Here is a 19492-nt window from a genome sequence, read left to right on the forward strand (position 1 = left end):
TTACCTTAATGCATCCGCAATTTTCCTGTCGTTGCTAAGGCGGGGCAGCTTGTTTTGCCCGCCCAGCTTGCCTATGGATTTCATGTATTCCTGAAAACCGTTTTTACTCACTTTGGTTATTACTACCGTGCGGAGTATATTACCGCTTATAAGATCGTCATAATATACATTCTGGTTGCGCATGGCATTGTCTATTTTCAGGGCAAATGCCTCTATATCCTGCGGTTCGTTTTCAAACTCTATAAACCACTCGTGATACGGCAGTCCACTGTCGGGGTTTATTTGCGGAGCTACGGTAAACTCGTTAACCCTAATCTCTGTTCCTTCCATTGCTTCATTCAGGGCACTTTCTACCTCTTTGCCAATAACGTGCTCGCCAAAGGCGGAAATAAAATGTTTTATCCTGCCTGTAACAATAACCCGGTAGGGACTCAGGGAAGTAAACGCGACAGTATCACCGGTATTGTATGCCCACAATCCGGCATTGGTAGAAATAATCAAAACATAATTTACGCCCTGCTCTACCTCGCCTATGGTGTAACGGCGCGGGTTTTCGGTAAAAAATTCATCTGATTTTATAAACTCATAAAAGATACCGGAGTTGAGCAGGAGCAGCATTCCTTTTTCGCCCTGCTTGTCCTGATAGGCAAAAAATCCTTCGGAAGCGGGGAAAAGCTCTATGCTGTCAACCTTTCGCCCAATCAGGTTTTCAAACTTGGCGCGGTAGGGTTCATAATTAACCCCGCCGTATATAAACAGGCTGAAGTTTTTAAAGATATCGCCTACTTTTTTATTGCCCTTTTGCTGTAAACGTTCAAAATACATTTGCACCCACGAGGGTATGCCCGATATTACGCTCATATCCTCTGTAAAGGTTTCGGCTACAATAGCATCTACTTTGGTTTCCCAATCGTCTATAATATTGGTTTCCCAACTGGGCATGCGGTTGCGTTGCAGGTAACCCGGCACGTAGTGCGCCACTATACCGCTAAGCCTCCCGAATTTGATGCCGTTTTTCTCCTCAAGCACGGGGCTGCCTTGCAGGAATATCATTTTGCCATCTACAAAATCGGCTTTGCCTGTTTCGTGAATGTACAGCAGTATGGCATTGCGTGCTGCCTCGATATGGTAGGGCATCGACTCCTTAGTAAGCGGTATATATTTTGCCCCGGATGTTGTTCCTGATGTTTTGGCAAAATATATGGGCTTGCCTGCCCACAGTACATCGGCTTCGCCTTTTACAACACGCTCTATGTAAGGTTTCAGGTCTTCATAATCGCGTACCGGTACGCGGGTTGTAAAATCGGTATGATTGTTTATGGTACTAAAGTTATGGTCTTTGCCAAATGCGGTATCCTTAGCTTTTGCCACCAACTGATTGAAAACCTTGTGCTGGGCTGCTACGGGCTTGTTTGCCCATTTTTGTGTATCGTTATATACTTTACGGGCGAATATTTTTGCGGCAAATGATTTTAACGACATAGGTTGTTATTCAAAGTCAATATACTGAGTTGGGTTTATAGGGTAACCGTCTTTCCATAGTTCAAAATGCAGGTGTACACCGGTAGATTGATTTCCTGTAGAGCCTGCAAGGGCTATAACTTCGCCGGAGCGGACTAAATCGCCCTGCTCTTTGGTTAATGAGGCAGCGTGTTTATATACTGATATGATACCGTCGTTATGGCGCACTATAATAACATTGCCGTTGGTAGGCGTCCAGTCGGCAAAAAGCACTGTACCCGCAGCAACAGATTTTATAGGGGTGTCTTTTGCCAGCGCAATATCTACAGCAAAATGTTTGTTTTTAGAACTGTACGGTTCTGTAATATGCCCTTTGGCAGGCGAAAACAGTACGAGGCTGACACGTGGTTTTGCGCCTTCAAAAAGGTTATACTTGTCTTCCAGCGCTACCTGTTCTATGAGTTTAACCTCGGCTTCGGTAGGGTTTACATCTATATGCGGGGTTTCTTTCTGTTCGGGCACATAAATAGAATCCCGGCTAAGCTTGGTTAACTCCAAATCGCCTGTAAGTACTTTTTTTATTGAGGCTATGTATGCCTGATTCGATTCTAACTCTTCAAGCAGCGAGTCGGTTTTTATAGCATTTAATGTTGCTTCGCGCTTTAGCTGGGTGCTGGCATATCCGGGTATGTATTCGCGCAATGGGGTAAATGCAATAATGTAGGTGGTGAGTGTTATCATGATAATACTTACTATTGTGATTACCACAAACACATTCATAAGGTTGAGCTTGAGGGAAAATTTTTCTTCAAAATTATCCTCATCCAGTATAACCAAGCGGCTCTTGTTGAACAGCTTTTTTTTGATTACCTGCCTTTTTAGCCTCTTCTTTGCCATTGTAACAGTTTAATTGACAAATATACTAATCTCTGCAGGAGAATGAAATGGTATGGGCATGAAAAGCATAGAAACGGGTTTTTATTTTATTTAACGCAAACCATATCCAAATAATTGTCGTAAATAATTGCAGTAAATAATTTATGATTAACTTTGTAACGAAATATATATTCTATCATTATGAATGCATTAACATTTTTTTTAGGAGTAGTTGGGCCATGGCAAATAGCTATTGTGGTTGTGCTAATCGTGTTGTTATTTGGGGGTAAAAAAATTCCTGAATTGATGAAAGGGCTTGGTTCCGGTATTAAGGAATTTAAAAATGCTGCGAAGGATGACGACCAGCAACACCAAACTTCTAAAAAACAACAAGAAGAGAATAAACTGTAATAACTATTTTGAGTTTTATATAAAAAACCCATAGCCTTGCTATGGGTTTTTTTGATTATAATAATTTAAAAACACCTACTCTTGGGTATTTTATTTTACTTAACATAAAGTATATTTGAATACTAAAATTTATTAATTTTTTAAAAACCCATTCAATGAAAAAATTTCTTTTTGTAGCATTTTCTGCTACTGTATTTTTAGTTGGTTGTTCTAAAGATGACAACTCAAATTCTCAAAATGCTGATGCCTTGAAAGTGGAGTCCGTTTTAAACATTAGAGAAAATCCAAATTTTCAAACTAAAAGTGACACTACGGATTTAGAAGATGCTGAAAGAACTGCTTATCTTCTTTTAAACGCATCAGAAAAATTAGTTTATTGGCAAACTAAATTATCTGATTTTATTGTAGAAGACCGTGAGTTAAGTACCGCAGAAATAAATTTAATTGAAGAAGTAAAAGCTGCGATAGATGTTGATGTTTTTGAAGATATTACTAATGATAAACAAGAATATTTTAAAAATATTTTTGTTCCTGATTTTTTAGATAGGGTAGATGATGTAATGCCTACCTCAAAAGTCGAAAATCTTTTTTATGGCTATACTCCATCATTAGGCTCAGCTAAGAAAAAATGTAATTGTAATCAAGGATCAATGTTTGGCTGTGGAGCATCTAACCATTGTGATGAAAGAGTATGTAAGAAAAAAAGCAGGGGATGTGGTTTCATGTTTTTATGGGAATGTAATGGTATTTGCTCATATACAGATTTTTAATGAAAAAAGGAATTTATTTACTTAGTTGCGGTATTTTAAATACCGCAGCTTTACTAAGTGGTGCTGTTGATTTAACAATAAGTTTTTTTGCAGTACCATTACTATATTTATTAGGAGGTATATATCTTTTAAGAGTAAATCCTTTTAATAAAAAATGGATTGGATATTTATCAATTTTTGGTATATATCCTACGATGTTATTATCTGCTTTTATAGGGTCATTTTTTTATGACGGATTTATGGGCTATCCTCTTGTTATAATAACTGCTATAAGTATTATACTTGCTTTTCTTTTATACAAAAAATCTAAACAAGTTATCATAAGATATAGTTTTATATTAGTAATTGCATTTGGAATATTAACCGCGTTAGTTCCCAACTATTACAATTACTTGAATTCAGAAACAAATAATCCAATTTTAGATAAACAACTAACCGACTTGGAGCTTTATAATGAATTTGGAGAAAAAATAAACATAGAAGATTTTGAGGGAAAAGTACTAATACTGGATATATGGAGTTCTTCATGCGGAATATGTATCTCTGAATTTCCAAAATTTGATGCTGTAACTAAAAAATACTCTGATGATAAAAACGTTAAGTTTTTTAGTGTAAACTTGCCTTTAAAAAGGGATAAACGAGAAGAAATAGAAAAATACACAAACCCCTATTCATTCAGTAAATTATATGCTGGTGAAGATGTACAAAAAAAATTGAATATCACTCTTATACCTAAATATATAATCATAGATAAGAATCTAAAACCAAGATATGTTGGTTCTTTAAACACAAGAACATTTGATATTTATAAAAATTTGGATCGATTAATTAATGACCTCAAAAATGAGAAATAACATTTTACTTTTCGTGATAACTATTATGTTTCTTTCCTGTGATAAAAAAACGGAATTTGCAACAATTGAATTTGAAAAAGAAATAGATTTTGGAACAATATCATCTAAAGATACAGTCATAAAAATTTTCAAAATATATAATACTTCTGAAATCCCACTAAAGATATCAGAAATAGGAACAAGCTGTGGATGCACTGGTGCTATTCTATCAGATTCAATAGTTAAAAAAGGGAACTATGCAGAAATAGAAGTTTCATACCATCCAAAAAAAGAAGAAACAGGTTCTGTATCAAACTCAATAGTAATTGAAGCTAATACAAACCCTCCATATACTGCCTTATATTTAAAAGGCAATGTTATCGAATAAAACGAAGTACTTTTTTAGTTTTTATTAACCCCCATAGCAGGCTATGGGTTTTTTAATGGTTTGCCATTGCGAGGAAGCATGACGAAGCAATCCATAAAAGTTTGCCACGCTCCATTTCATTACGCTCGCAATGACGAAGTAATAACATATCAACGAATAAACAAACTCTCAAATCAACCTTTAAATAACCATACTCAACGCTACACGTTTCCGCACTTCATCTACTTCAATAACTTTTACGGTAACGTGCTGGTGCAGTTTAACCACTTCATTTACATCGCTTACAAAGCCTTCTTTCAGTTGAGAGATGTGTACCAGTCCGCTTTCTTTAATGCCAACATCTACAAAACAGCCAAAGTTGGTAATGTTATTCACAATACCGGGCAGTATCATGCCGATATGCAGGTCGGTAATTGATTTTACATTCGGGTCAAACTCAAACATTTTAGCAGCCTTGCGCGGGTCGAGTCCCGGTTTTTCAAGTTCTTTCAGTATGTCTTTCAGTACCAGTACCCCTACCTGTTCGGTAGCATAAGTTGATGGGTTTATTTTGGCAATCGCTTCCTTATTCGAAATTAAATCGGCTGTTTTCAGTTTCAGGTCTTTTGCCATTTTTTCGACTATCGCGTAGGCTTCGGGGTGTACCGCACTGTTATCCAACGGATTTTTAGCATTGGGTATGCGCACAAAGGCTGCTGCCTGCTGGTAGGCTTTTTCGCCCAGTCGGGGTACTTTTTTCAGTTGCTTACGGTCGTCAAAAGCACCGTTTTCGCTACGGTAGTTTACAATGTTCTCGGCGAGCTTCTCCCCTATGCCCGATACATAGCTTAACAATGCGCCACTGGCGGTATTCAGGTTTACCCCTACCGCGTTCACGCAGCGCATTACTACGGTATCGAGTTCTTCTTTAAGTTTGGTTTGGTCCACATCGTGCTGGTACTGCCCTACGCCTATGGCTTTGGGTTCTATTTTTACCAGTTCGGCAAGCGGGTCGCTGAGCCTGCGCCCTATTGATACCGCTCCCCTAACGGTTACATCGTAATTAGGGAACTCGGCGCGGGCTATTTTTGATGCGGAATATACCGATGCGCCTGCCTCGCTTACCATAAATACCTGTGGTGGCAAATCCCATGCTATTTTTTTGATAAAATGCTCCGTTTCTCGGCTTGCGGTGCCGTTACCTATGGATATTGCCTCTACTTTGTAGGCATTGACCATTGAACGGATTTTTTTCATGGCTGTTGCCGACTCTTTTTGTGGCGGGTGCGGAAATATGGTTTCGTTATACAGCAAATTGCCCTGCTCGTCAAGGCATACTACTTTACACCCCGAACGATAGCCGGGATCTATAGCCAGTATGCGCTTTTCGCCCAACGGTGGTGCGAGCAGTAACTGCCCTAAATTATCGGCGAATACTTGTATTGCCACCGCATCAGCTTTGGCTTTTGCCTCCTGCAATACCTCGTTACTAATGGCGGGTGCAAGCAGGCGTTTGTAACTGTCGGCTATGGCTTTTTGCAGGTGTGCTGCGGTTTCCTTGTTCGGTTTTTTGATGATGGTTTGCTCCATAAGGCTGAGTACCTCATCGTTATCCACTTCTATTTTAAATTTGATGATGCCTTCGGCTTCGGCACGGAGCATGGCAAGCAGGCGGTGCGACGGGGCTTTGGTGAGGTTTTCGCTCCAGTCGAGGTATTGCGAAAATTTTTGGGCTTTTTCGGGGTCGGCATCTTTAACGGCTTTGGTGGTAATGGTCGCTTTGCGACCAAAAATACGGCGCAGGCTTTTTCGGATGTACATGTTTTCGTTTATCCACTCGGCTATAATGTCGCGCGCACCCTGTAGTGCGTCGTCTTCATTAGCTACTTTATCGTTCAGGTATTTGCCTGCTATATAGTCGATATCCTCGGCGTTTTGTGCCATGATTATTTTTGCCAACGGTTCCAGCCCGTTTTCGCGTGCGGTGTCGGCTTTTGTTTTTCGGCGTTTTTTGTAGGGCAGGTACAGGTCTTCCAGCTCGGTGAGGTCGAAACTGTTATTAATTTTATCCTGCAATTCGGGTGTAAGGGCGTTTTGCTCCTCGATGCTTTTTAGTATGGCTTCTTTGCGCTTTATAATTGCCTCATACGCTTGGTTGAGCTTCGCTATTTGCTCTATAACTACCTCATCGAGGTTGCCGGTGGTATCTTTACGGTAACGAGCTATAAAGGGTATGGTGCAGTCCTCATTAAGGAGTTGTAATGTGGCAGTTATGCTTTTTACGGGTGCAGTTACCACGCCCGCTATATATTGAATGTTTGTCATGCTTTGTTGTTAAATAGTACAAAGATAACGGGATATTTTGGGAGTGATATTTAAAATTTAGTTTTAAGAAAATTTTTGTAAGTTAGGAATTTAATTTAATTCGATGTTGGTATATAAATATAGAGGAGGCAGTGATGATGATTTTAATAGAGACTTAAGCTCTATTGAGAGAAACTATTTTTGGGGTTCTGATATAAATCAACTCAATGATCCTTGGGAGACTATTATCAAATCTGAGAAATTTATCAAGCAATCTAAATCTGTTAGTTGGTTTTTCGGAAAGAATTCACACGAAAAATTGCTTAAGGTACATGAAGCTCTAGAAAATCTACTTTCATTCAATAAAAGAATTGGTATTTATTCTTTATCAACAAATTATTTAGATGAATTGCTTTGGGCACACTATGCTAATTCACATAAAGGTTTCTGTATAGAATACGATTTAGATATCTTATTGAATACTTTTAGAACTGAAAAAGTTTATCATTTTCCTGTTAAATATAATAAAATCCCACCAGAAGTTACTATCTCGGATGTCAATATTAAAAATGACAGTCTTATTCGTAAATTGTCTGGTTTCAAATCAAAACGATGGGAATACGAGCAAGAATATAGAATAATTACTGATAATTCAGGAAAACAGTCTTATAATCATCAAGCATTGAAATCAATTTATTTTGGTTTGAGAATGTCTGAAACCCATAAATCAGAAATTTTTAAAAGATTAAAAGGACGAGATATTAAGTTTTATCAAATAGAACATCTTAATAAGTCCTATAAATTTGAAGCCGCTAGAATTTCAAACCCATTTGGAGAAGATATTGATTATTTAAAATTTATCCCTGCCTCTATTACCAATAATAAAAATATTTCATTTGAAATAATTGAACAAAATTTTTATAAACACAGGTCAAAAGGAGTTATTACTATAATGCTCGAATCGATTATAAAGAAATCAGAAATAGAATGGTTAGCTAATAAAATTTATGATGAGATTTTTCATACAGCTGAAAAAGTATTTATTCTCTACTATTTTAAAGAACAAAAAAATATGGAAGTAGCTTGGGCTACTTCGCATTTTATAAATGGAAAATTAGAAATTAAAATAAACGATTTTATTCTTTCAATGTAAACTATACCTGTTATACTTAAAGCATGAACAGACAAGATATACTTACTCAACTCATTCAATACCATACGGCAACAGATTATTTTGATTATAACCATGCCATTGAATGGGCACTTAATCTTGTTGAACAGAGCAGTACCCACGAAGATATACTAATGCTGGCTTCTTTTTCTGAACCTATAGATTCATTTGAAATCAAACCTTATGTAAGCAGGGCAATCAGAGCAGTAGAATTGGAAGAAAAAATTAATGTTAACGAAGCCGAAAATATTTTAGCTTTATTATATGCCAATGAAATAATACAGAACAAAGAAATCCGCAAAAACCTACAACTACTTAAAGAATTGTGTATTAATGCAAATTATAAAAAGGCTTTGATGCCTTTTCAATCACTTCAGTATACATGGGAAGATTTTGATTTTGGGAATTATGAATATCCTTATTATGATGATGTAACTATTGATACTATAGCAGATAGCGTAAAAACAGAAGCAAAAAATTATATCGATAATTTTAATATTGCTGACACTGAAATATATGTTTATACACATCCTGAAAAACAAAAAATCCCCTTTTTCAAGAGGATTCTTACTTATCTAAAAAAACTGTAACTTTTATTTACACGCTATTTTATCTACCCTGTTTTGGTGGCGTCCGCCTTCAAATTCAGTATTCAGGAAAACATCTACCATACCTATAGCCTGCTGTATTGAGGTGTAGCGTGCCGGTATGCTTATTATATTAGCATCGTTATGCCGGCGTGCCAGCTCGGCAATTTCTTTTATCCAACACAGGGCAGCCCTTATGCCTTTGTGTTTGTTTGCCGTCATTGCCACACCGTTACCGCTCCCGCAGATGATAATACCAAAATTGGCAATACCAGTGGCTACATCTTCGGCTACGGGGTGTACAAAGTCAGGATAGTCCACACTGTCAAAAGTATCGGTTCCGTGGTTAATAACTGTTATGCCTTTTTCTTCAAGATGTTTTACAATGGCTTTTTTGTAGTCGGGCCCGGCGTGGTCGTTGCCTATTGAAATTTTCATTTTCGTTGTTGTGTTATGTTGTTTATGGGTGCAAATTTACCAAACAAATAGTAATATACTATTACTCAGCTTGGTAATCTTTATTGTAGCTGTTCCGGACTAATAATATATGAATAAAAATGTTAAAATGATGATATGTTGATAAAATATGGAAGTGTTTGTAAATAAATAAGTTACAAATACACTAATTATGTTAATAAGTTCATAACGAAATTTATAAATTTTTCGGCTTAGTTAACAATTTTTTTACATAGGAAAAGTTAAATTAAAAAAGCAAGCAAAGTTTTTAGTTTTTTACATTTTTTTATGAAACGTTTAATACTACTTATCAACACAAAACAGCGTAGTGAATTATCAAACAAACGTATATATTTTTTGTTCTTAACGATTGTTGATAAGTCATAATTAAAATTTAAATACGTTTATTTTACAGCTATTTACATTAAATTAACATTGTTGATTATTTTGTATAATTTGTCGAAAATCAGCATTGCAACAAAAAGAGAAAAAGTTTTACCCATTATCAACACGCTATCATCATCATCATTATTTTTAAATTTAAATAAATCTATTTTGATGTATTTAATAAATGTTAACAACTTTGAATTTTGAAAACCGATTTATACAATTCGAAGGTTATTTTCCGAAGAAAAGTTTTTGAGGATTGCTTTTACGGTTTCCAAATCGTTACGATGTACTTTTAGTTTTATACCTCCCAGCGCTGCCGAATACAGGGGTGCTATAGAAGTCATAGTTTCGTTTTCGAAGAAAAAAGCAATACCGGCTTCTGCTAATAAGTGTTTCAGGATGGTAATTTCGTGAGGATAAGTAAAGGTGGCGGCAGTAACAAAATCTTTCATAAGAGCAAGTTATACTTATAAAGATACTCATTTTTGTTATTTCTTGTAAATTAATTCTGGTTTAAAAAAGTTATTATTTCATTAAATACCATCGTAAATAGCATAGTTATTTGTAATTTTCAACATTATTTAAATTTTTTTATGACTAAAAAGAACGGAAGACCCTCAGAGAAAAAGGAAAAGGACTTTTCCCGCAAAATTTTCAAGATACTTTCTAAAGATCCCAACAAATCATTCAACTATAAACAAATTGCTGCTATACTGGAACTAAACGATACCCAAAGCAGAAATGAGATTATTAAGGAATTGAAATATTTGGCATCCAAAGAAAAGGTAGAGGAAACAGAAAGAGGGAAATACAGAGTGATTGCCAAAGCTGACTATGTAGAGGGAGTTATAGACATGACAAGCAGAAGAACTGCTTATTTTGTATCGCCAGAACTGGAAGATGATATTTTTGTACCTACCAATAACCTTAACAAAGCCCTGGATGGCGACAAGGTTAAAGTATATATATACAACAGAAGAAGGGGCAGAAGACCCGAAGGTGAAGTGGTAGAAATACTGGAAAGAGCCAAAACCGAATTTGTGGGCGTAATAGATGTGCAAAAGAATTTTGCATTTGTATCTACCGCCAACCCGAAAATGTACACCGATATTTTTATCCCGAAAAACAAACTGGGTAATGCCGAAAACGGCGATGTGGTACTGGTTAAGATAGAAGACTGGCCTGCCAAGGCAGACAGCCCTTTTGGAGAGGTATTACGCGTACTGGGAAGACCGGGTGAACATGATACTGAGATACATGCCATACTTGCCGAATATGGGTTGCCTTATGATTTTCCGGTGGATGTAGAGGTATATGCCCAAAAGCTGGATACCGAAATACACGAAGATGAAATTGCCCGCAGACGCGATATGCGAAAAGCATTAACTTTTACCATAGACCCGCGTGATGCTAAAGATTTTGATGACGCCCTGTCATTTGAAAAGCTGGAAAACGGTAATTATGAAATAGGCATACACATTGCCGATGTATCACATTACCTGCAGGAAGGTACTATACTGGATGAGGAAGCTTACAACCGTGCTACATCTGTTTACCTGGTAGATAGGGTAGTACCTATGCTGCCCGAAGTACTGTCTAACTTTGCATGTTCGTTGCGACCTAATGAAGAAAAATATACCTTTTCGGCTATTTTTGAACTGAATGATAAGGCAGAGCTTAAAAACCAGTGGTTCGGGCGTACGGTAATCTATTCCGATCAGCGTTTTGCCTATGATGAAGCACAACATATTATAGAAACGGAAAGCCTTACCATACCCGCCGAAATTTCGCTTACAGGAGAAGATTATACCGTAAACGAAGACATTAGGGATGCAGTGCTTAAAATGGACAATCTGGCAAAAATAATGCGTAAAAAACGTATGGCAAATGGCGCAATATCTTTTGATAAAGTAGAAGTAAAATTTAACCTTAACGAAAATTCCGAACCTATAGGCGTTTACTTTAAAGAATCGAAAGATGCCAACCACCTGATAGAGGAATTTATGCTGCTTGCTAACCGGAAAGTAGCCGAATACATAGGGAAACAAAATAAAACGTATGTGTACAGGATACATGATGAACCGGATACTGACAAGCTGATAAACCTGCAAACGGTAATAGCAAAATTTGGATATACCCTCAATTTTAAAACAAAAGATTCCATATCCAAATCGTTAAACCAGTTAATGGAAGATGCACATGGTAAAAAAGAACAAAACCTTGTAGATACCCTGGCAATAAGGAGTATGAGCAAAGCCAAATACTCTACGGATAACATAGGGCATTACGGCTTGGCTTTCGATTATTATTCCCATTTTACATCGCCCATACGCCGATATCCCGATGTTATGGCACACAGGCTGCTGCAATATTATCTGGACGGAGGAAAATCGGTAGATGCCGATGTGTATGAAGAAAAATGCAACCACTGTTCCAGCATGGAATATCTTGCCGTAAATGCCGAGCGCGACAGCATTAAATACATGCAGGTTAAGTATATGCTGGATCATAAAGACGAAGAGTTTTTGGGTGTAATATCCGGTGTGACCGAGTGGGGCATATATGTAGAAATTGTATCGAACAAGTGCGAAGGAATGTGTCGCATTCGCGAAATAAAAGACGATTATTACACTTTTGATGATAAGCAGTATGCACTGGTGGGCGAGGTTACTCATAACCTGTTACAGCTTGGCGATGAGGTATATGTAAAAGTTAAAAATGCCGATTTAGTAAAAAAACAACTCGATTTCCAGTTTTTAGGAAAAGCCATTGATAAGCAGTAAAATTTTTTATACTGCAACTGTAACCTTTTGAGGTTTGTTTTCGTCTTTGTATGTAGCAAAGCATACAAATCATCAATTTTAAAAACAATCAACATGAAAAAAGTAATTGTTATACTATTTTTAATCATCAGCCAGTTTATTGATGCTCAGGTTACAAAAAACCTTGGCGATTTTAAATCCGTTAAAGTATTCGATCAAATTAATGTAACCCTTGTAGCATCTGATGAAAACAAAATAGTTATTAAAGGCGACAGGGCAGAGGAGGTAACATTGGTAACAAAAAATGATGTACTCAAGATAAAAATGGGATTTACAAAATTGCTTGCCGGCGAGGATATAGAGGTTACTTTATACTACAAAGGCACAATTGAAGCCATAGAAGCCAATGAAGGCTCGTTTGTATCATCTGCAGATACTTTTAAAACCATAGCATTTGATATAAATGCAAAAGAAGGTGCTACTGTAAAAGTTATACTTGATGTACAACGCCTTACTTCCAAAATTACCTCGGGTGGTATTGCAGAACTTTATGGCAAGTGCGATAACCACGATGTTGTGGTAAACTCAGGAGGGATACTGAAAGCAAAACAGCTCATCACGAAACAGACTCAAATCACAGTTAATGCCGGAGGTAACGTAGATATTTATGCAACAGATTTTGCAGACACCAAAGTAAGAGCAGGAGGCGATATCACTGTTTACGGAAATCCTAAACAGGTAAATAAAAAAACCGCTTTGGGTGGCAATATTCATGTAATGTAAAAACAATAAAAAGCAAATAATTTAAACTCCGAAATATCATTATAAAATATTTTGGAGTTTTTTTATGGCTAACTGTAACAATCAAAATAAATAGCTGTCTTTAAACAGAAATACTAAATCTTATACATTATGAAAACAACCTTTGCACTTATTGCCTTTACTGCATTCCAGTTTGCCATTGCACAAAAAACTATCGAACTCAAAGAATTTAAAAGCCTTACAGTAGCCTCAGATTCACAGGTTACTATGGTTAAATCTAATAAAGATTATCTTATCATAAACGGAGAAGATGATGAAAGCACCGATATTAACAACGAAGGAGGCTCGCTGGTACTTAATAGTGATGCCAATTACATTTTATATTACAAAAGTAATATAGAGAATATCACAATTGCTTCAGATGCGATTCTGTCGTGTGATGAGGAAATCAAATCAAATCAACTTACTATTACAGCAGATTCGGATGCAATAGTAACGCTGGCAGTAAATGTAAAACAACTGCAAACCACAGCTAATTCTGACGCTGTAGTAACCCTTACAGGAAAAGCTGTAAACCATTCGGCAGCATTCAATTCAGATGCGCAATTAAACGCTAAGAGTCTTATAACTGAAAACTCTAATATTGTATTATCATCAGATGCCGTAGGGCTTATTACTGCTAAAAAAATAGTAAATGCAACCGTGTCATCAGATGCTTCTCTTACCATATATGGCAATCCTGATAAGGTTAACAAGAATATAAGCGATGATGGAGAAATTATCGTAAAATAATTGATATTGTAATCAAAAAACAAAGCCAGGACAAGAATAAGTCAGTATATTCCTGTCATTAAATTTTTAGCTTTAAAAATATAAATGTTAACTTGCAGTCTCATATTTTGATACTGAATGATTGATGATATACTTGCGGCATTACCGTTAGGATTTCTTCTTAGTTTTATGCCCGGAGCTGTATTTTTTGTCCTTCTGGAAACCAGTGTTGTAAAAGGATTTAAAGCAGCTATAGCCTTTGATTTAGGAGTTATACTTGCCGATATAATTTTTATCAGCATTGCTTATTTTAGCAGCTACAGGCTTATACAAAGCATTAAGGATGAGCCCGCCCTGTTTATATTTGGCGGGCTAATACTGGTAACCTATGGGCTAATATCGTTTATAAAACAAAAGCGTATTGCCAGAGAGCTTACAGACAGTGAAGCTCAGGAACTTGTAAAAACAAATTACTTCGGCTTATTTTTCAAAGGATTTTTTCTCAATTTTATAAATATAGGCGTACTCGGTTTTTGGCTTACCATAATTATTACCGTAGGACCGCAACTGGATATGGACCGCAACAGAATGATTACCTTTTTTACCTCGGTACTCATAGGATATTTTGTTACCGATATATTTAAAATATTGCTGGCAAAACAATTACGCAACAGGCTTACATCCGGCAATATCCTGAAGATAAAAAAAATAATAAGTATCATCCTTATAGTTTTCGGAATACTGTTGCTGGCACAGGCATGGTTTCCTCAAATAAAAAATTCACTGTAAACTTACAGTACAAACCAATAAAAAAGCCGTTACTGAAAAGTAACGGCTTTTTTTGCAGAGGCATCGAGCGGATTCGAACCGCTGTAGCAGGTTTTGCAGACCTGAGCCTAGCCACTCGGCCACGATGCCATTTTAATATGGTTGGCAAATTTACATATATTTTAGACTAACACAAGAAATTTGCTATAAAATTTACCTTTTCTTATCAGCTTCGGTATTCCTCCAGTTGCACTGTTACAGCTTCTACATCGCCACCTATCGGCGGGTTTATTTTAGATACGGCAATCATTATTCTTGATACAGAGGCTATTTCGCCAAAGATACGTTTCACGATTCTCTCCGCCACGTGCTCCAGTAGTTTAGAGCGTACAGCCATTTCTTCCGTTACAATTTTATTCAGGTGTACATAGTCAACCGTATCAGCAAGGTCATCCGTATCACGCGCCTTTCGCAAGTCGGTTTTCACTTCCAGGTTCACTAAATAGTCAGATCCTATCTTGCTTTCTTCTTCCAGGCAGCCATGATACGAAAAAGTACGTATGTTTTCTAATCGTATAATTCCCATAATTTAAATAAATTTCCTTTTGTAAAAATAAACATTTATCGGCGTTATCCTGTGGTTTAAATCTTTTAAACGCATCCTTTTTATCTGCTTTTTTTGAATAACTTTGCATCACTTGTAAATAACCGCAGTATATGTCAAACGAAGAAAGATCGCTCAATTTTATTGAACTCATAATAGAAGAAGACCTTAAAAAAGGACTTCAGCAGGACAAACTCCGTTTTCGTTTCCCACCCGAGCCAAACGGTTACCTGCACATTGGGCATGCCAGCTCTATATGCCTTAACTTCGGTTTGGGGCTAAAATATAATGCTCCGGTAAACCTGCGCTTTGATGACACCAACCCCGCCAAAGAAGAGCAGGAATTTGTAGATGCCATTAAGCGCGATGTAGAGTGGCTGGGCTATGAGTGGGCAGAGGAACGCTATGCATCTGATTATTTCCAGCAGTTGTATGACTGGGCAGTCGATTTTATAAAGCGCGGTCTTGCCTATGTAGATAGCCAGAGCAGCGAAGATATGGCAAAGCAAAAGGGGACACCCACACAACCGGGTACCGATAGCCCATACAGAAATAGGTCGGTACAGGAAAACCTTGAGCTATTTGAAAAGATGAAAAATGGCGAATTTCCCGAAGGAAGCCATGTACTCAGGGCTAAGATAGATATGAAATCGAGCAATATGCTGATGCGCGACCCTATTATGTACAGAGTGCTTAACAAGCACCACCACCGTACCGGCGATAAATGGCATATATACCCCATGTATGACTGGGCGCATGGCGAGAGTGATTATCTGGAAAGTATATCGCACTCGTTCTGTACGCTCGAATTTGCGATGCACAGAGAGCTTTACGACTGGTTTTTAGACCAGATATATGATGACAGCCAAACACGCCCTAAACAGCGCGAATTTGCCCGCAGAAACCTAAGCCATACCGTTGTGAGTAAGCGTAAGCTGCTGCAACTGGTTCAGGAAGGTCATGTAACGGGGTGGGACGACCCTCGCATGTCCACCATTTCAGGATTACGACGCAGGGGATATACTCCAATGTCCATCCGCAATTTTGCCGATACTATTGGTATTGCCAAGCGTACTAACCTGGTAGATGTTTCGTTATTAGAATTTTGCGTAAGGGAAGATTTAAATAAAATAGCCCCGAGGGTTATGGCGGTTTTAGACCCTGTAAAACTAATTATTGATAACTATCCGGAAGGGCAGGAGGAATGGCTTGATGCCGAAAATAACCCGGAGGATGAAAGTGCCGGATATAGAAAAATACCTTTCTCTAAAGAATTATATGTTGAACGTGAGGACTTTATGGAAAATGCTAACAGTAAGTATTTCCGCCTTACACTGGGTAAAGAAGTACGCCTTAAAAATGCTTACATTATAAAAGGGGAGAGCGTTGTAAAAGACAGCGAAGGTAATATTACTGAAATACATTGCACGTATGATGCCGATAGCCGTAGCGGCAGCGGCAGCGAAGCAAGTATGCGAAAAGTAAAAGGCACGCTGCACTGGGTATCTATACCGCATGCTATAGAGGCAGAAGTAAGGGTATATGACAGGTTGTTTACTCACGAAAATCCTGACGGCGATAAAGAGGTTGACTTTAAGAGTTATATAAACCCCAATTCATTAGAAGTAATAAAAGGTTATCTTGAGCCAAGCCTTAAAGACGTTAAAGAGGGTGAGCAATACCAGTTTCAGCGTTTGGGTTACTTTTGTGTAGATAGGGATACTACTCCTGAAAAAATTGTTTTTAACAAAACGGTAGGACTCAGAGATACGTGGGCAAAAGTAGAGAGTAAAGAGTAAATTTTAAAAATAGATTTTTCTTATAAAAAGCCTGTTAATTCAGGCTTTTTGTTTATTATTACTTTTTCCGATTATGTACCGATTATTTATAATTATTGACTATTAAAAACGGCTTTATATAATGCCTTTAAATCCATTAAAAAAATCTGTTAATGCTGTTGAGTGTCTTTTGTGTTTATAATGCATATAATGGCGTTATTTTAGTTTCGCATAGTTTATACTTCAATTAACTACCTGTTAACACGCTACAAATGTTAAAGTCATTACCTTTATGTAAAATAAATTCAATAACTTTAAAAAAATAAAATTATGGCAGGTAGAACAGACACTTTGGTTGCAGTAATTGCAGGAGTTGCCATTGGGGCGGTAGCAGGAATATTGTTTGCTCCTGATGAAGGAAGCAAAACCAGACGAAAAATAAAAGAAGGGTATGATTCTAAAAAAGATGAGCTGAAAGATAAACTGCACGATCTTACGGAGCAGATAAAAAATAAGTTCGGTTCATCTAAAGAAGATATTGAAAGCGGTATTGACAGGCTTGTGTCGAATGTGGAAGAAACAGCAGATGATGTTATTGCCGCACTCGAAAGAAAACTGGAAGAGCTTAAACGGGCTGCTGCAAAATAAAAATATATAAAGCTTTATTTATGGCATTTGAAGAAGTAAGAGAAAATATTGAAGATTTGAAAGCACAGGGCGAAGAGGTATTTAATGCAAATGTAAAATACTACAAGCTCCTGGCTTTTAAACTGTTTATGCAAACCAATGCAATGGTGGCAAAGGTATTGTTGCTGGGTGCGCTGTTGTTGATGGTATTGTTTTTCTTTTCGTTTGCAGCCTCTTTTGCCATAGGGGAGGCATTGGGTAACTATGGTTACGGGTTTTTAATTGTAGGGGCTTTTTACCTGCTGTTGGCTTTCATTGTATATAAAATGAGGAATAAAATTGTTGACGGACCGCTTCTTTCCAATTTTTCTAAAATACTTTTAAAAGACGATTAGTTTATGGCATTAGATAAAGTATATACAACATTTGACGAAATTAACAGGGATCTCGAAATCCTGAAGGTAGAAAAAGAACTTTCTTATTACAGGTTTAAAAAAGAGCTGGTAATTACTAAAGAAAGTTTTGAACCTAAAAACCTGATTGGCAAAACGCCTGCCAAGATACTCGGCTTTCTGTCTATGCTCTCCGGACCGATTAAAAGCGCAATACTTACAATGATTTTCAAAAAGATATTTAAATAAAAAAAGTGGCTTGAGAGCCACTTTTTTTACTTTATAACTGATTGCTGAAAAAATCAAACTCGTTATTTTCCTGTTGGTTTGGGAATCGTATTATTTTTCTGAAATCCTCTTTCGCCTCTTTATCGTCTTTTGTTCCGGTAAACGAAGCCATCATATCGGTAATCATATTCTTGCTTTCCTGAGGAGAGCCGGGCATTACAATACGGCTGCTGCCATCGTTGCTTATAGACTGTAACGTATCATAATGTTGTGTAATGACAAGCAGTGCAGAGGCTTCGGTTGATGAGATACCTGTTTTGCCCAGTAAGGTAAGGCTTTCGGTAAGGCTCTTTGCCACTTCAAGGCGTTGATTTGACATCCACTCTGCCTCCAGTTTTTTACTTTCAGCTTCCGCTTTTGCTTTTGCAAGGATGCCTATCCGTACAGCTTCCGCTTCATATTCTGCAGCCGATTTCTCAAGGTCGGCAGCATTAATTCTGTTCATTGCGGTTTTTACATGCGCATCGGGTTCAATATCAGTAGTCAGTGTGTTAACGATATCATATCCGTAACAATTTATTTCTTCTGATAAGGCTTTGTTTACTATATCGGCAATTTTATCCTTATTTTCAAAAACATCGTTAAGGGTAATTTTTGGCACTTCGGCACGTATAATATTAGTTACATGAGCCATAATCTGTTCATACGGGTTCTCCATATTATAGTAGGCGTCATAAATATTGTTTTTAGATATTTTAAACTGTACAGACAGGCTAACGGTTACAAAAATGTTTTCTTTTGTTTTTGTTTCTACGTGTACATCCAGTTGCTGAATTTTAAGACTAAATCGTTCGGCTATTTTATCAATAAAGGGGATTTTAAACTGTAGCCCCGCATGGCGCACGCTTTGGTATTTACCCAAACGTTCAATAATTACTGCTGTGTGTTGTTTAACTGTAAAAACTCCGAAGAGAAAAACAAAAGATATAATAGCAAGGGGGGACAATGCATAATAAAAGATGTTTTCCATGATGTAAAAATGTGTGATGGTTAAGTAAAATTATTTGTGTTTAATAGTTATTTGTTTTAAAGATTTTTGCTGTGCGTTACTACTATTTAAATCTTTGTATCCTTTGTCAATTTTAATTTTAAAAAAGTTTTTAATCCTTTCAAA

At 37.0% G+C, this 19492-nt stretch carries 21 protein-coding genes and 1 tRNA gene; 14 read left to right on the forward strand and 8 right to left on the reverse strand.

Annotation, left to right across the window (positions count from 1 at the left end; all coding sequences use genetic code 11):
* The gene (locus tag E0W68_RS06980) at positions 1–1482 is read right to left on the reverse strand and encodes a GH3 family domain-containing protein (protein WP_135218704.1); all 1482 of its coding nucleotides are present in this window, start codon (positions 1480–1482) and stop codon (positions 1–3) included.
* A 6-nt stretch (positions 1483–1488) separates the two neighbouring features.
* Positions 1489–2358 (reverse strand): M23 family metallopeptidase, encoded by an 870-nt coding sequence (locus E0W68_RS06985; protein ID WP_135218705.1) that lies wholly within the window; start codon positions 2356–2358, stop codon positions 1489–1491.
* A 180-nt stretch (positions 2359–2538) separates the two neighbouring features.
* Between E0W68_RS06985 and E0W68_RS06990 the strand changes: the two genes are divergently transcribed.
* The 4 genes from E0W68_RS06990 to E0W68_RS07005 all read left to right on the forward strand — a co-directional run bounded on the left by E0W68_RS06990 (position 2539) and on the right by E0W68_RS07005 (position 4739).
* Positions 2539–2748: a Sec-independent protein translocase subunit TatA/TatB gene (locus E0W68_RS06990; protein WP_135218706.1), complete on the forward strand. Its 210-nt coding sequence runs from the start codon at positions 2539–2541 to the stop codon at positions 2746–2748.
* Positions 2749–2903: 155 nt separating this feature from the next.
* Positions 2904–3518, forward strand: coding sequence for a bacteriocin fulvocin C-related protein (locus E0W68_RS06995; RefSeq protein WP_135218707.1), 615 nt, complete (start codon positions 2904–2906; stop codon positions 3516–3518).
* Positions 3518–4372: a TlpA family protein disulfide reductase gene (locus tag E0W68_RS07000; RefSeq protein WP_135218708.1), complete on the forward strand. Its 855-nt coding sequence runs from the start codon at positions 3518–3520 to the stop codon at positions 4370–4372. Before E0W68_RS06995 ends, E0W68_RS07000 begins: the two co-directional genes overlap by 1 nt.
* Positions 4362–4739 (forward strand): DUF1573 domain-containing protein, encoded by a 378-nt coding sequence (locus E0W68_RS07005; RefSeq protein WP_162845815.1) that lies wholly within the window; start codon positions 4362–4364, stop codon positions 4737–4739. Before E0W68_RS07000 ends, E0W68_RS07005 begins: the two co-directional genes overlap by 11 nt.
* Positions 4740–4919: 180 nt before the next feature.
* Here the strand turns inward: E0W68_RS07005 and E0W68_RS07010 are convergent, their stop codons facing one another.
* Entirely contained in the window at positions 4920–7043 is a 2124-nt protein-coding gene (locus E0W68_RS07010; protein ID WP_135218710.1) for a Tex family protein, read from the reverse strand.
* 103 nt (positions 7044–7146) lie between these two features.
* On the opposite strand from E0W68_RS07010, the gene E0W68_RS07015 reads away from it, so the two are divergent.
* Both E0W68_RS07015 and E0W68_RS07020 read left to right on the forward strand, forming a co-directional pair.
* Positions 7147–8175 carry a DUF2971 domain-containing protein gene (locus tag E0W68_RS07015; RefSeq protein WP_135218711.1) on the forward strand — a complete coding sequence of 343 codons (1029 nt, stop codon included), beginning with the start codon at positions 7147–7149 and terminating at the stop codon, positions 8173–8175.
* A 23-nt stretch (positions 8176–8198) separates the two neighbouring features.
* Positions 8199–8783 carry a hypothetical protein gene (locus E0W68_RS07020; RefSeq protein WP_135218712.1) on the forward strand — a complete coding sequence of 195 codons (585 nt, stop codon included), beginning with the start codon at positions 8199–8201 and terminating at the stop codon, positions 8781–8783.
* 3 nt (positions 8784–8786) lie between these two features.
* Here E0W68_RS07020 and rpiB read toward each other — a convergent pair whose 3' ends face one another.
* The gene (gene rpiB, locus E0W68_RS07025; RefSeq protein ID WP_135218713.1) at positions 8787–9218 is read right to left on the reverse strand and encodes a ribose 5-phosphate isomerase B; all 432 of its coding nucleotides are present in this window, start codon (positions 9216–9218) and stop codon (positions 8787–8789) included.
* 620 nt (positions 9219–9838) lie between these two features.
* Positions 9839–10078, reverse strand: a complete 240-nt coding sequence (locus tag E0W68_RS07030; protein WP_135218714.1) for a putative signal transducing protein — start codon at positions 10076–10078, stop codon at positions 9839–9841.
* Positions 10079–10219: 141 nt separating this feature from the next.
* On the opposite strand from E0W68_RS07030, the gene rnr reads away from it, so the two are divergent.
* From rnr to E0W68_RS07050, 4 genes are all read left to right on the forward strand, one after another.
* Positions 10220–12409 carry a ribonuclease R gene (gene rnr, locus E0W68_RS07035; protein WP_135218715.1) on the forward strand — a complete coding sequence of 730 codons (2190 nt, stop codon included), beginning with the start codon at positions 10220–10222 and terminating at the stop codon, positions 12407–12409.
* A gap of 93 nt (positions 12410–12502) precedes the next feature.
* The gene (locus tag E0W68_RS07040; RefSeq protein WP_135218716.1) at positions 12503–13171 is read left to right on the forward strand and encodes a head GIN domain-containing protein; all 669 of its coding nucleotides are present in this window, start codon (positions 12503–12505) and stop codon (positions 13169–13171) included.
* A gap of 129 nt (positions 13172–13300) precedes the next feature.
* Complete coding sequence (locus E0W68_RS07045) at positions 13301–13942, forward strand: GIN domain-containing protein (protein ID WP_135218717.1); 642 nt, start codon at positions 13301–13303, stop codon at positions 13940–13942.
* Between the two features lie 117 nt (positions 13943–14059).
* Entirely contained in the window at positions 14060–14710 is a 651-nt protein-coding gene (locus E0W68_RS07050) for a LysE family translocator (protein WP_135218718.1), read from the forward strand.
* A gap of 58 nt (positions 14711–14768) precedes the next feature.
* On the opposite strand, the gene E0W68_RS07055 is transcribed toward E0W68_RS07050, so the two are convergent.
* Positions 14769–14839: transfer RNA gene (locus E0W68_RS07055), tRNA-Cys, on the reverse strand.
* Positions 14840–14915: 76 nt separating this feature from the next.
* Positions 14916–15275 carry a dihydroneopterin aldolase gene (gene folB / locus E0W68_RS07060; protein WP_135218719.1) on the reverse strand — a complete coding sequence of 120 codons (360 nt, stop codon included), beginning with the start codon at positions 15273–15275 and terminating at the stop codon, positions 14916–14918.
* 131 nt (positions 15276–15406) lie between these two features.
* Here folB and E0W68_RS07065 point away from each other — a divergent pair, with 131 nt between their 5' ends.
* The 4 genes from E0W68_RS07065 to E0W68_RS07080 all read left to right on the forward strand — a co-directional run bounded on the left by E0W68_RS07065 (position 15407) and on the right by E0W68_RS07080 (position 18339).
* Positions 15407–17092 carry a glutamine--tRNA ligase/YqeY domain fusion protein gene (locus E0W68_RS07065; protein WP_135218720.1) on the forward strand — a complete coding sequence of 562 codons (1686 nt, stop codon included), beginning with the start codon at positions 15407–15409 and terminating at the stop codon, positions 17090–17092.
* A gap of 309 nt (positions 17093–17401) precedes the next feature.
* Entirely contained in the window at positions 17402–17719 is a 318-nt protein-coding gene (locus tag E0W68_RS07070) for a YtxH domain-containing protein (protein ID WP_135218721.1), read from the forward strand.
* Positions 17720–17739: 20 nt separating this feature from the next.
* Positions 17740–18093 (forward strand): competence protein, encoded by a 354-nt coding sequence (locus tag E0W68_RS07075; RefSeq protein ID WP_135218722.1) that lies wholly within the window; start codon positions 17740–17742, stop codon positions 18091–18093.
* Positions 18094–18096: 3 nt separating this feature from the next.
* The gene (locus E0W68_RS07080) at positions 18097–18339 is read left to right on the forward strand and encodes a DUF6327 family protein (protein WP_135218723.1); all 243 of its coding nucleotides are present in this window, start codon (positions 18097–18099) and stop codon (positions 18337–18339) included.
* A 31-nt stretch (positions 18340–18370) separates the two neighbouring features.
* Here the strand turns inward: E0W68_RS07080 and E0W68_RS07085 are convergent, their stop codons facing one another.
* Complete coding sequence (locus E0W68_RS07085; protein ID WP_135218724.1) at positions 18371–19348, reverse strand: SPFH domain-containing protein; 978 nt, start codon at positions 19346–19348, stop codon at positions 18371–18373.
* Between the last annotated feature and the right edge of the window lie 144 nt (positions 19349–19492).

This window comes from Flavobacterium salilacus subsp. salilacus (assembly GCF_004634195.1).
In the GTDB taxonomy this organism is placed as follows: domain Bacteria; phylum Bacteroidota; class Bacteroidia; order Flavobacteriales; family Flavobacteriaceae; genus Flavobacterium; species Flavobacterium salilacus.

What these genes read in the sequence shown, in the direction of transcription:
- rpiB (WP_135218713.1), bottom strand. Translation starts at nt 9,218, where the DNA reads ATGAAAATTTCAATAGGCAACGACCACGCCGGGCCCGACTACAAAAAA.
- folB (WP_135218719.1), bottom strand. Translation starts at nt 15,275, where the DNA reads ATGGGAATTATACGATTAGAAAACATACGTACTTTTTCGTATCATGGC.
- E0W68_RS06995 (WP_135218707.1), top strand. Translation starts at nt 2,904, where the DNA reads ATGAAAAAATTTCTTTTTGTAGCATTTTCTGCTACTGTATTTTTAGTT.
- E0W68_RS07005 (WP_162845815.1), top strand. Translation starts at nt 4,362, where the DNA reads ATGAGAAATAACATTTTACTTTTCGTGATAACTATTATGTTTCTTTCC.
- E0W68_RS06980 (WP_135218704.1), bottom strand. Translation starts at nt 1,482, where the DNA reads ATGTCGTTAAAATCATTTGCCGCAAAAATATTCGCCCGTAAAGTATAT.
- E0W68_RS06985 (WP_135218705.1), bottom strand. Translation starts at nt 2,358, where the DNA reads ATGGCAAAGAAGAGGCTAAAAAGGCAGGTAATCAAAAAAAAGCTGTTC.
- E0W68_RS07065 (WP_135218720.1), top strand. Translation starts at nt 15,407, where the DNA reads ATGTCAAACGAAGAAAGATCGCTCAATTTTATTGAACTCATAATAGAA.
- E0W68_RS07020 (WP_135218712.1), top strand. Translation starts at nt 8,199, where the DNA reads ATGAACAGACAAGATATACTTACTCAACTCATTCAATACCATACGGCA.
- E0W68_RS07050 (WP_135218718.1), top strand. Translation starts at nt 14,060, where the DNA reads ATGATTGATGATATACTTGCGGCATTACCGTTAGGATTTCTTCTTAGT.
- E0W68_RS07085 (WP_135218724.1), bottom strand. Translation starts at nt 19,348, where the DNA reads ATGGAAAACATCTTTTATTATGCATTGTCCCCCCTTGCTATTATATCT.
- E0W68_RS06990 (WP_135218706.1), top strand. Translation starts at nt 2,539, where the DNA reads ATGAATGCATTAACATTTTTTTTAGGAGTAGTTGGGCCATGGCAAATA.
- rnr (WP_135218715.1), top strand. Translation starts at nt 10,220, where the DNA reads ATGACTAAAAAGAACGGAAGACCCTCAGAGAAAAAGGAAAAGGACTTT.
- E0W68_RS07010 (WP_135218710.1), bottom strand. Translation starts at nt 7,043, where the DNA reads ATGACAAACATTCAATATATAGCGGGCGTGGTAACTGCACCCGTAAAA.
- E0W68_RS07040 (WP_135218716.1), top strand. Translation starts at nt 12,503, where the DNA reads ATGAAAAAAGTAATTGTTATACTATTTTTAATCATCAGCCAGTTTATT.
- E0W68_RS07000 (WP_135218708.1), top strand. Translation starts at nt 3,518, where the DNA reads ATGAAAAAAGGAATTTATTTACTTAGTTGCGGTATTTTAAATACCGCA.
- E0W68_RS07075 (WP_135218722.1), top strand. Translation starts at nt 17,740, where the DNA reads ATGGCATTTGAAGAAGTAAGAGAAAATATTGAAGATTTGAAAGCACAG.
- E0W68_RS07070 (WP_135218721.1), top strand. Translation starts at nt 17,402, where the DNA reads ATGGCAGGTAGAACAGACACTTTGGTTGCAGTAATTGCAGGAGTTGCC.
- E0W68_RS07080 (WP_135218723.1), top strand. Translation starts at nt 18,097, where the DNA reads ATGGCATTAGATAAAGTATATACAACATTTGACGAAATTAACAGGGAT.
- E0W68_RS07015 (WP_135218711.1), top strand. Translation starts at nt 7,147, where the DNA reads ATGTTGGTATATAAATATAGAGGAGGCAGTGATGATGATTTTAATAGA.
- E0W68_RS07030 (WP_135218714.1), bottom strand. Translation starts at nt 10,078, where the DNA reads ATGAAAGATTTTGTTACTGCCGCCACCTTTACTTATCCTCACGAAATT.
- E0W68_RS07045 (WP_135218717.1), top strand. Translation starts at nt 13,301, where the DNA reads ATGAAAACAACCTTTGCACTTATTGCCTTTACTGCATTCCAGTTTGCC.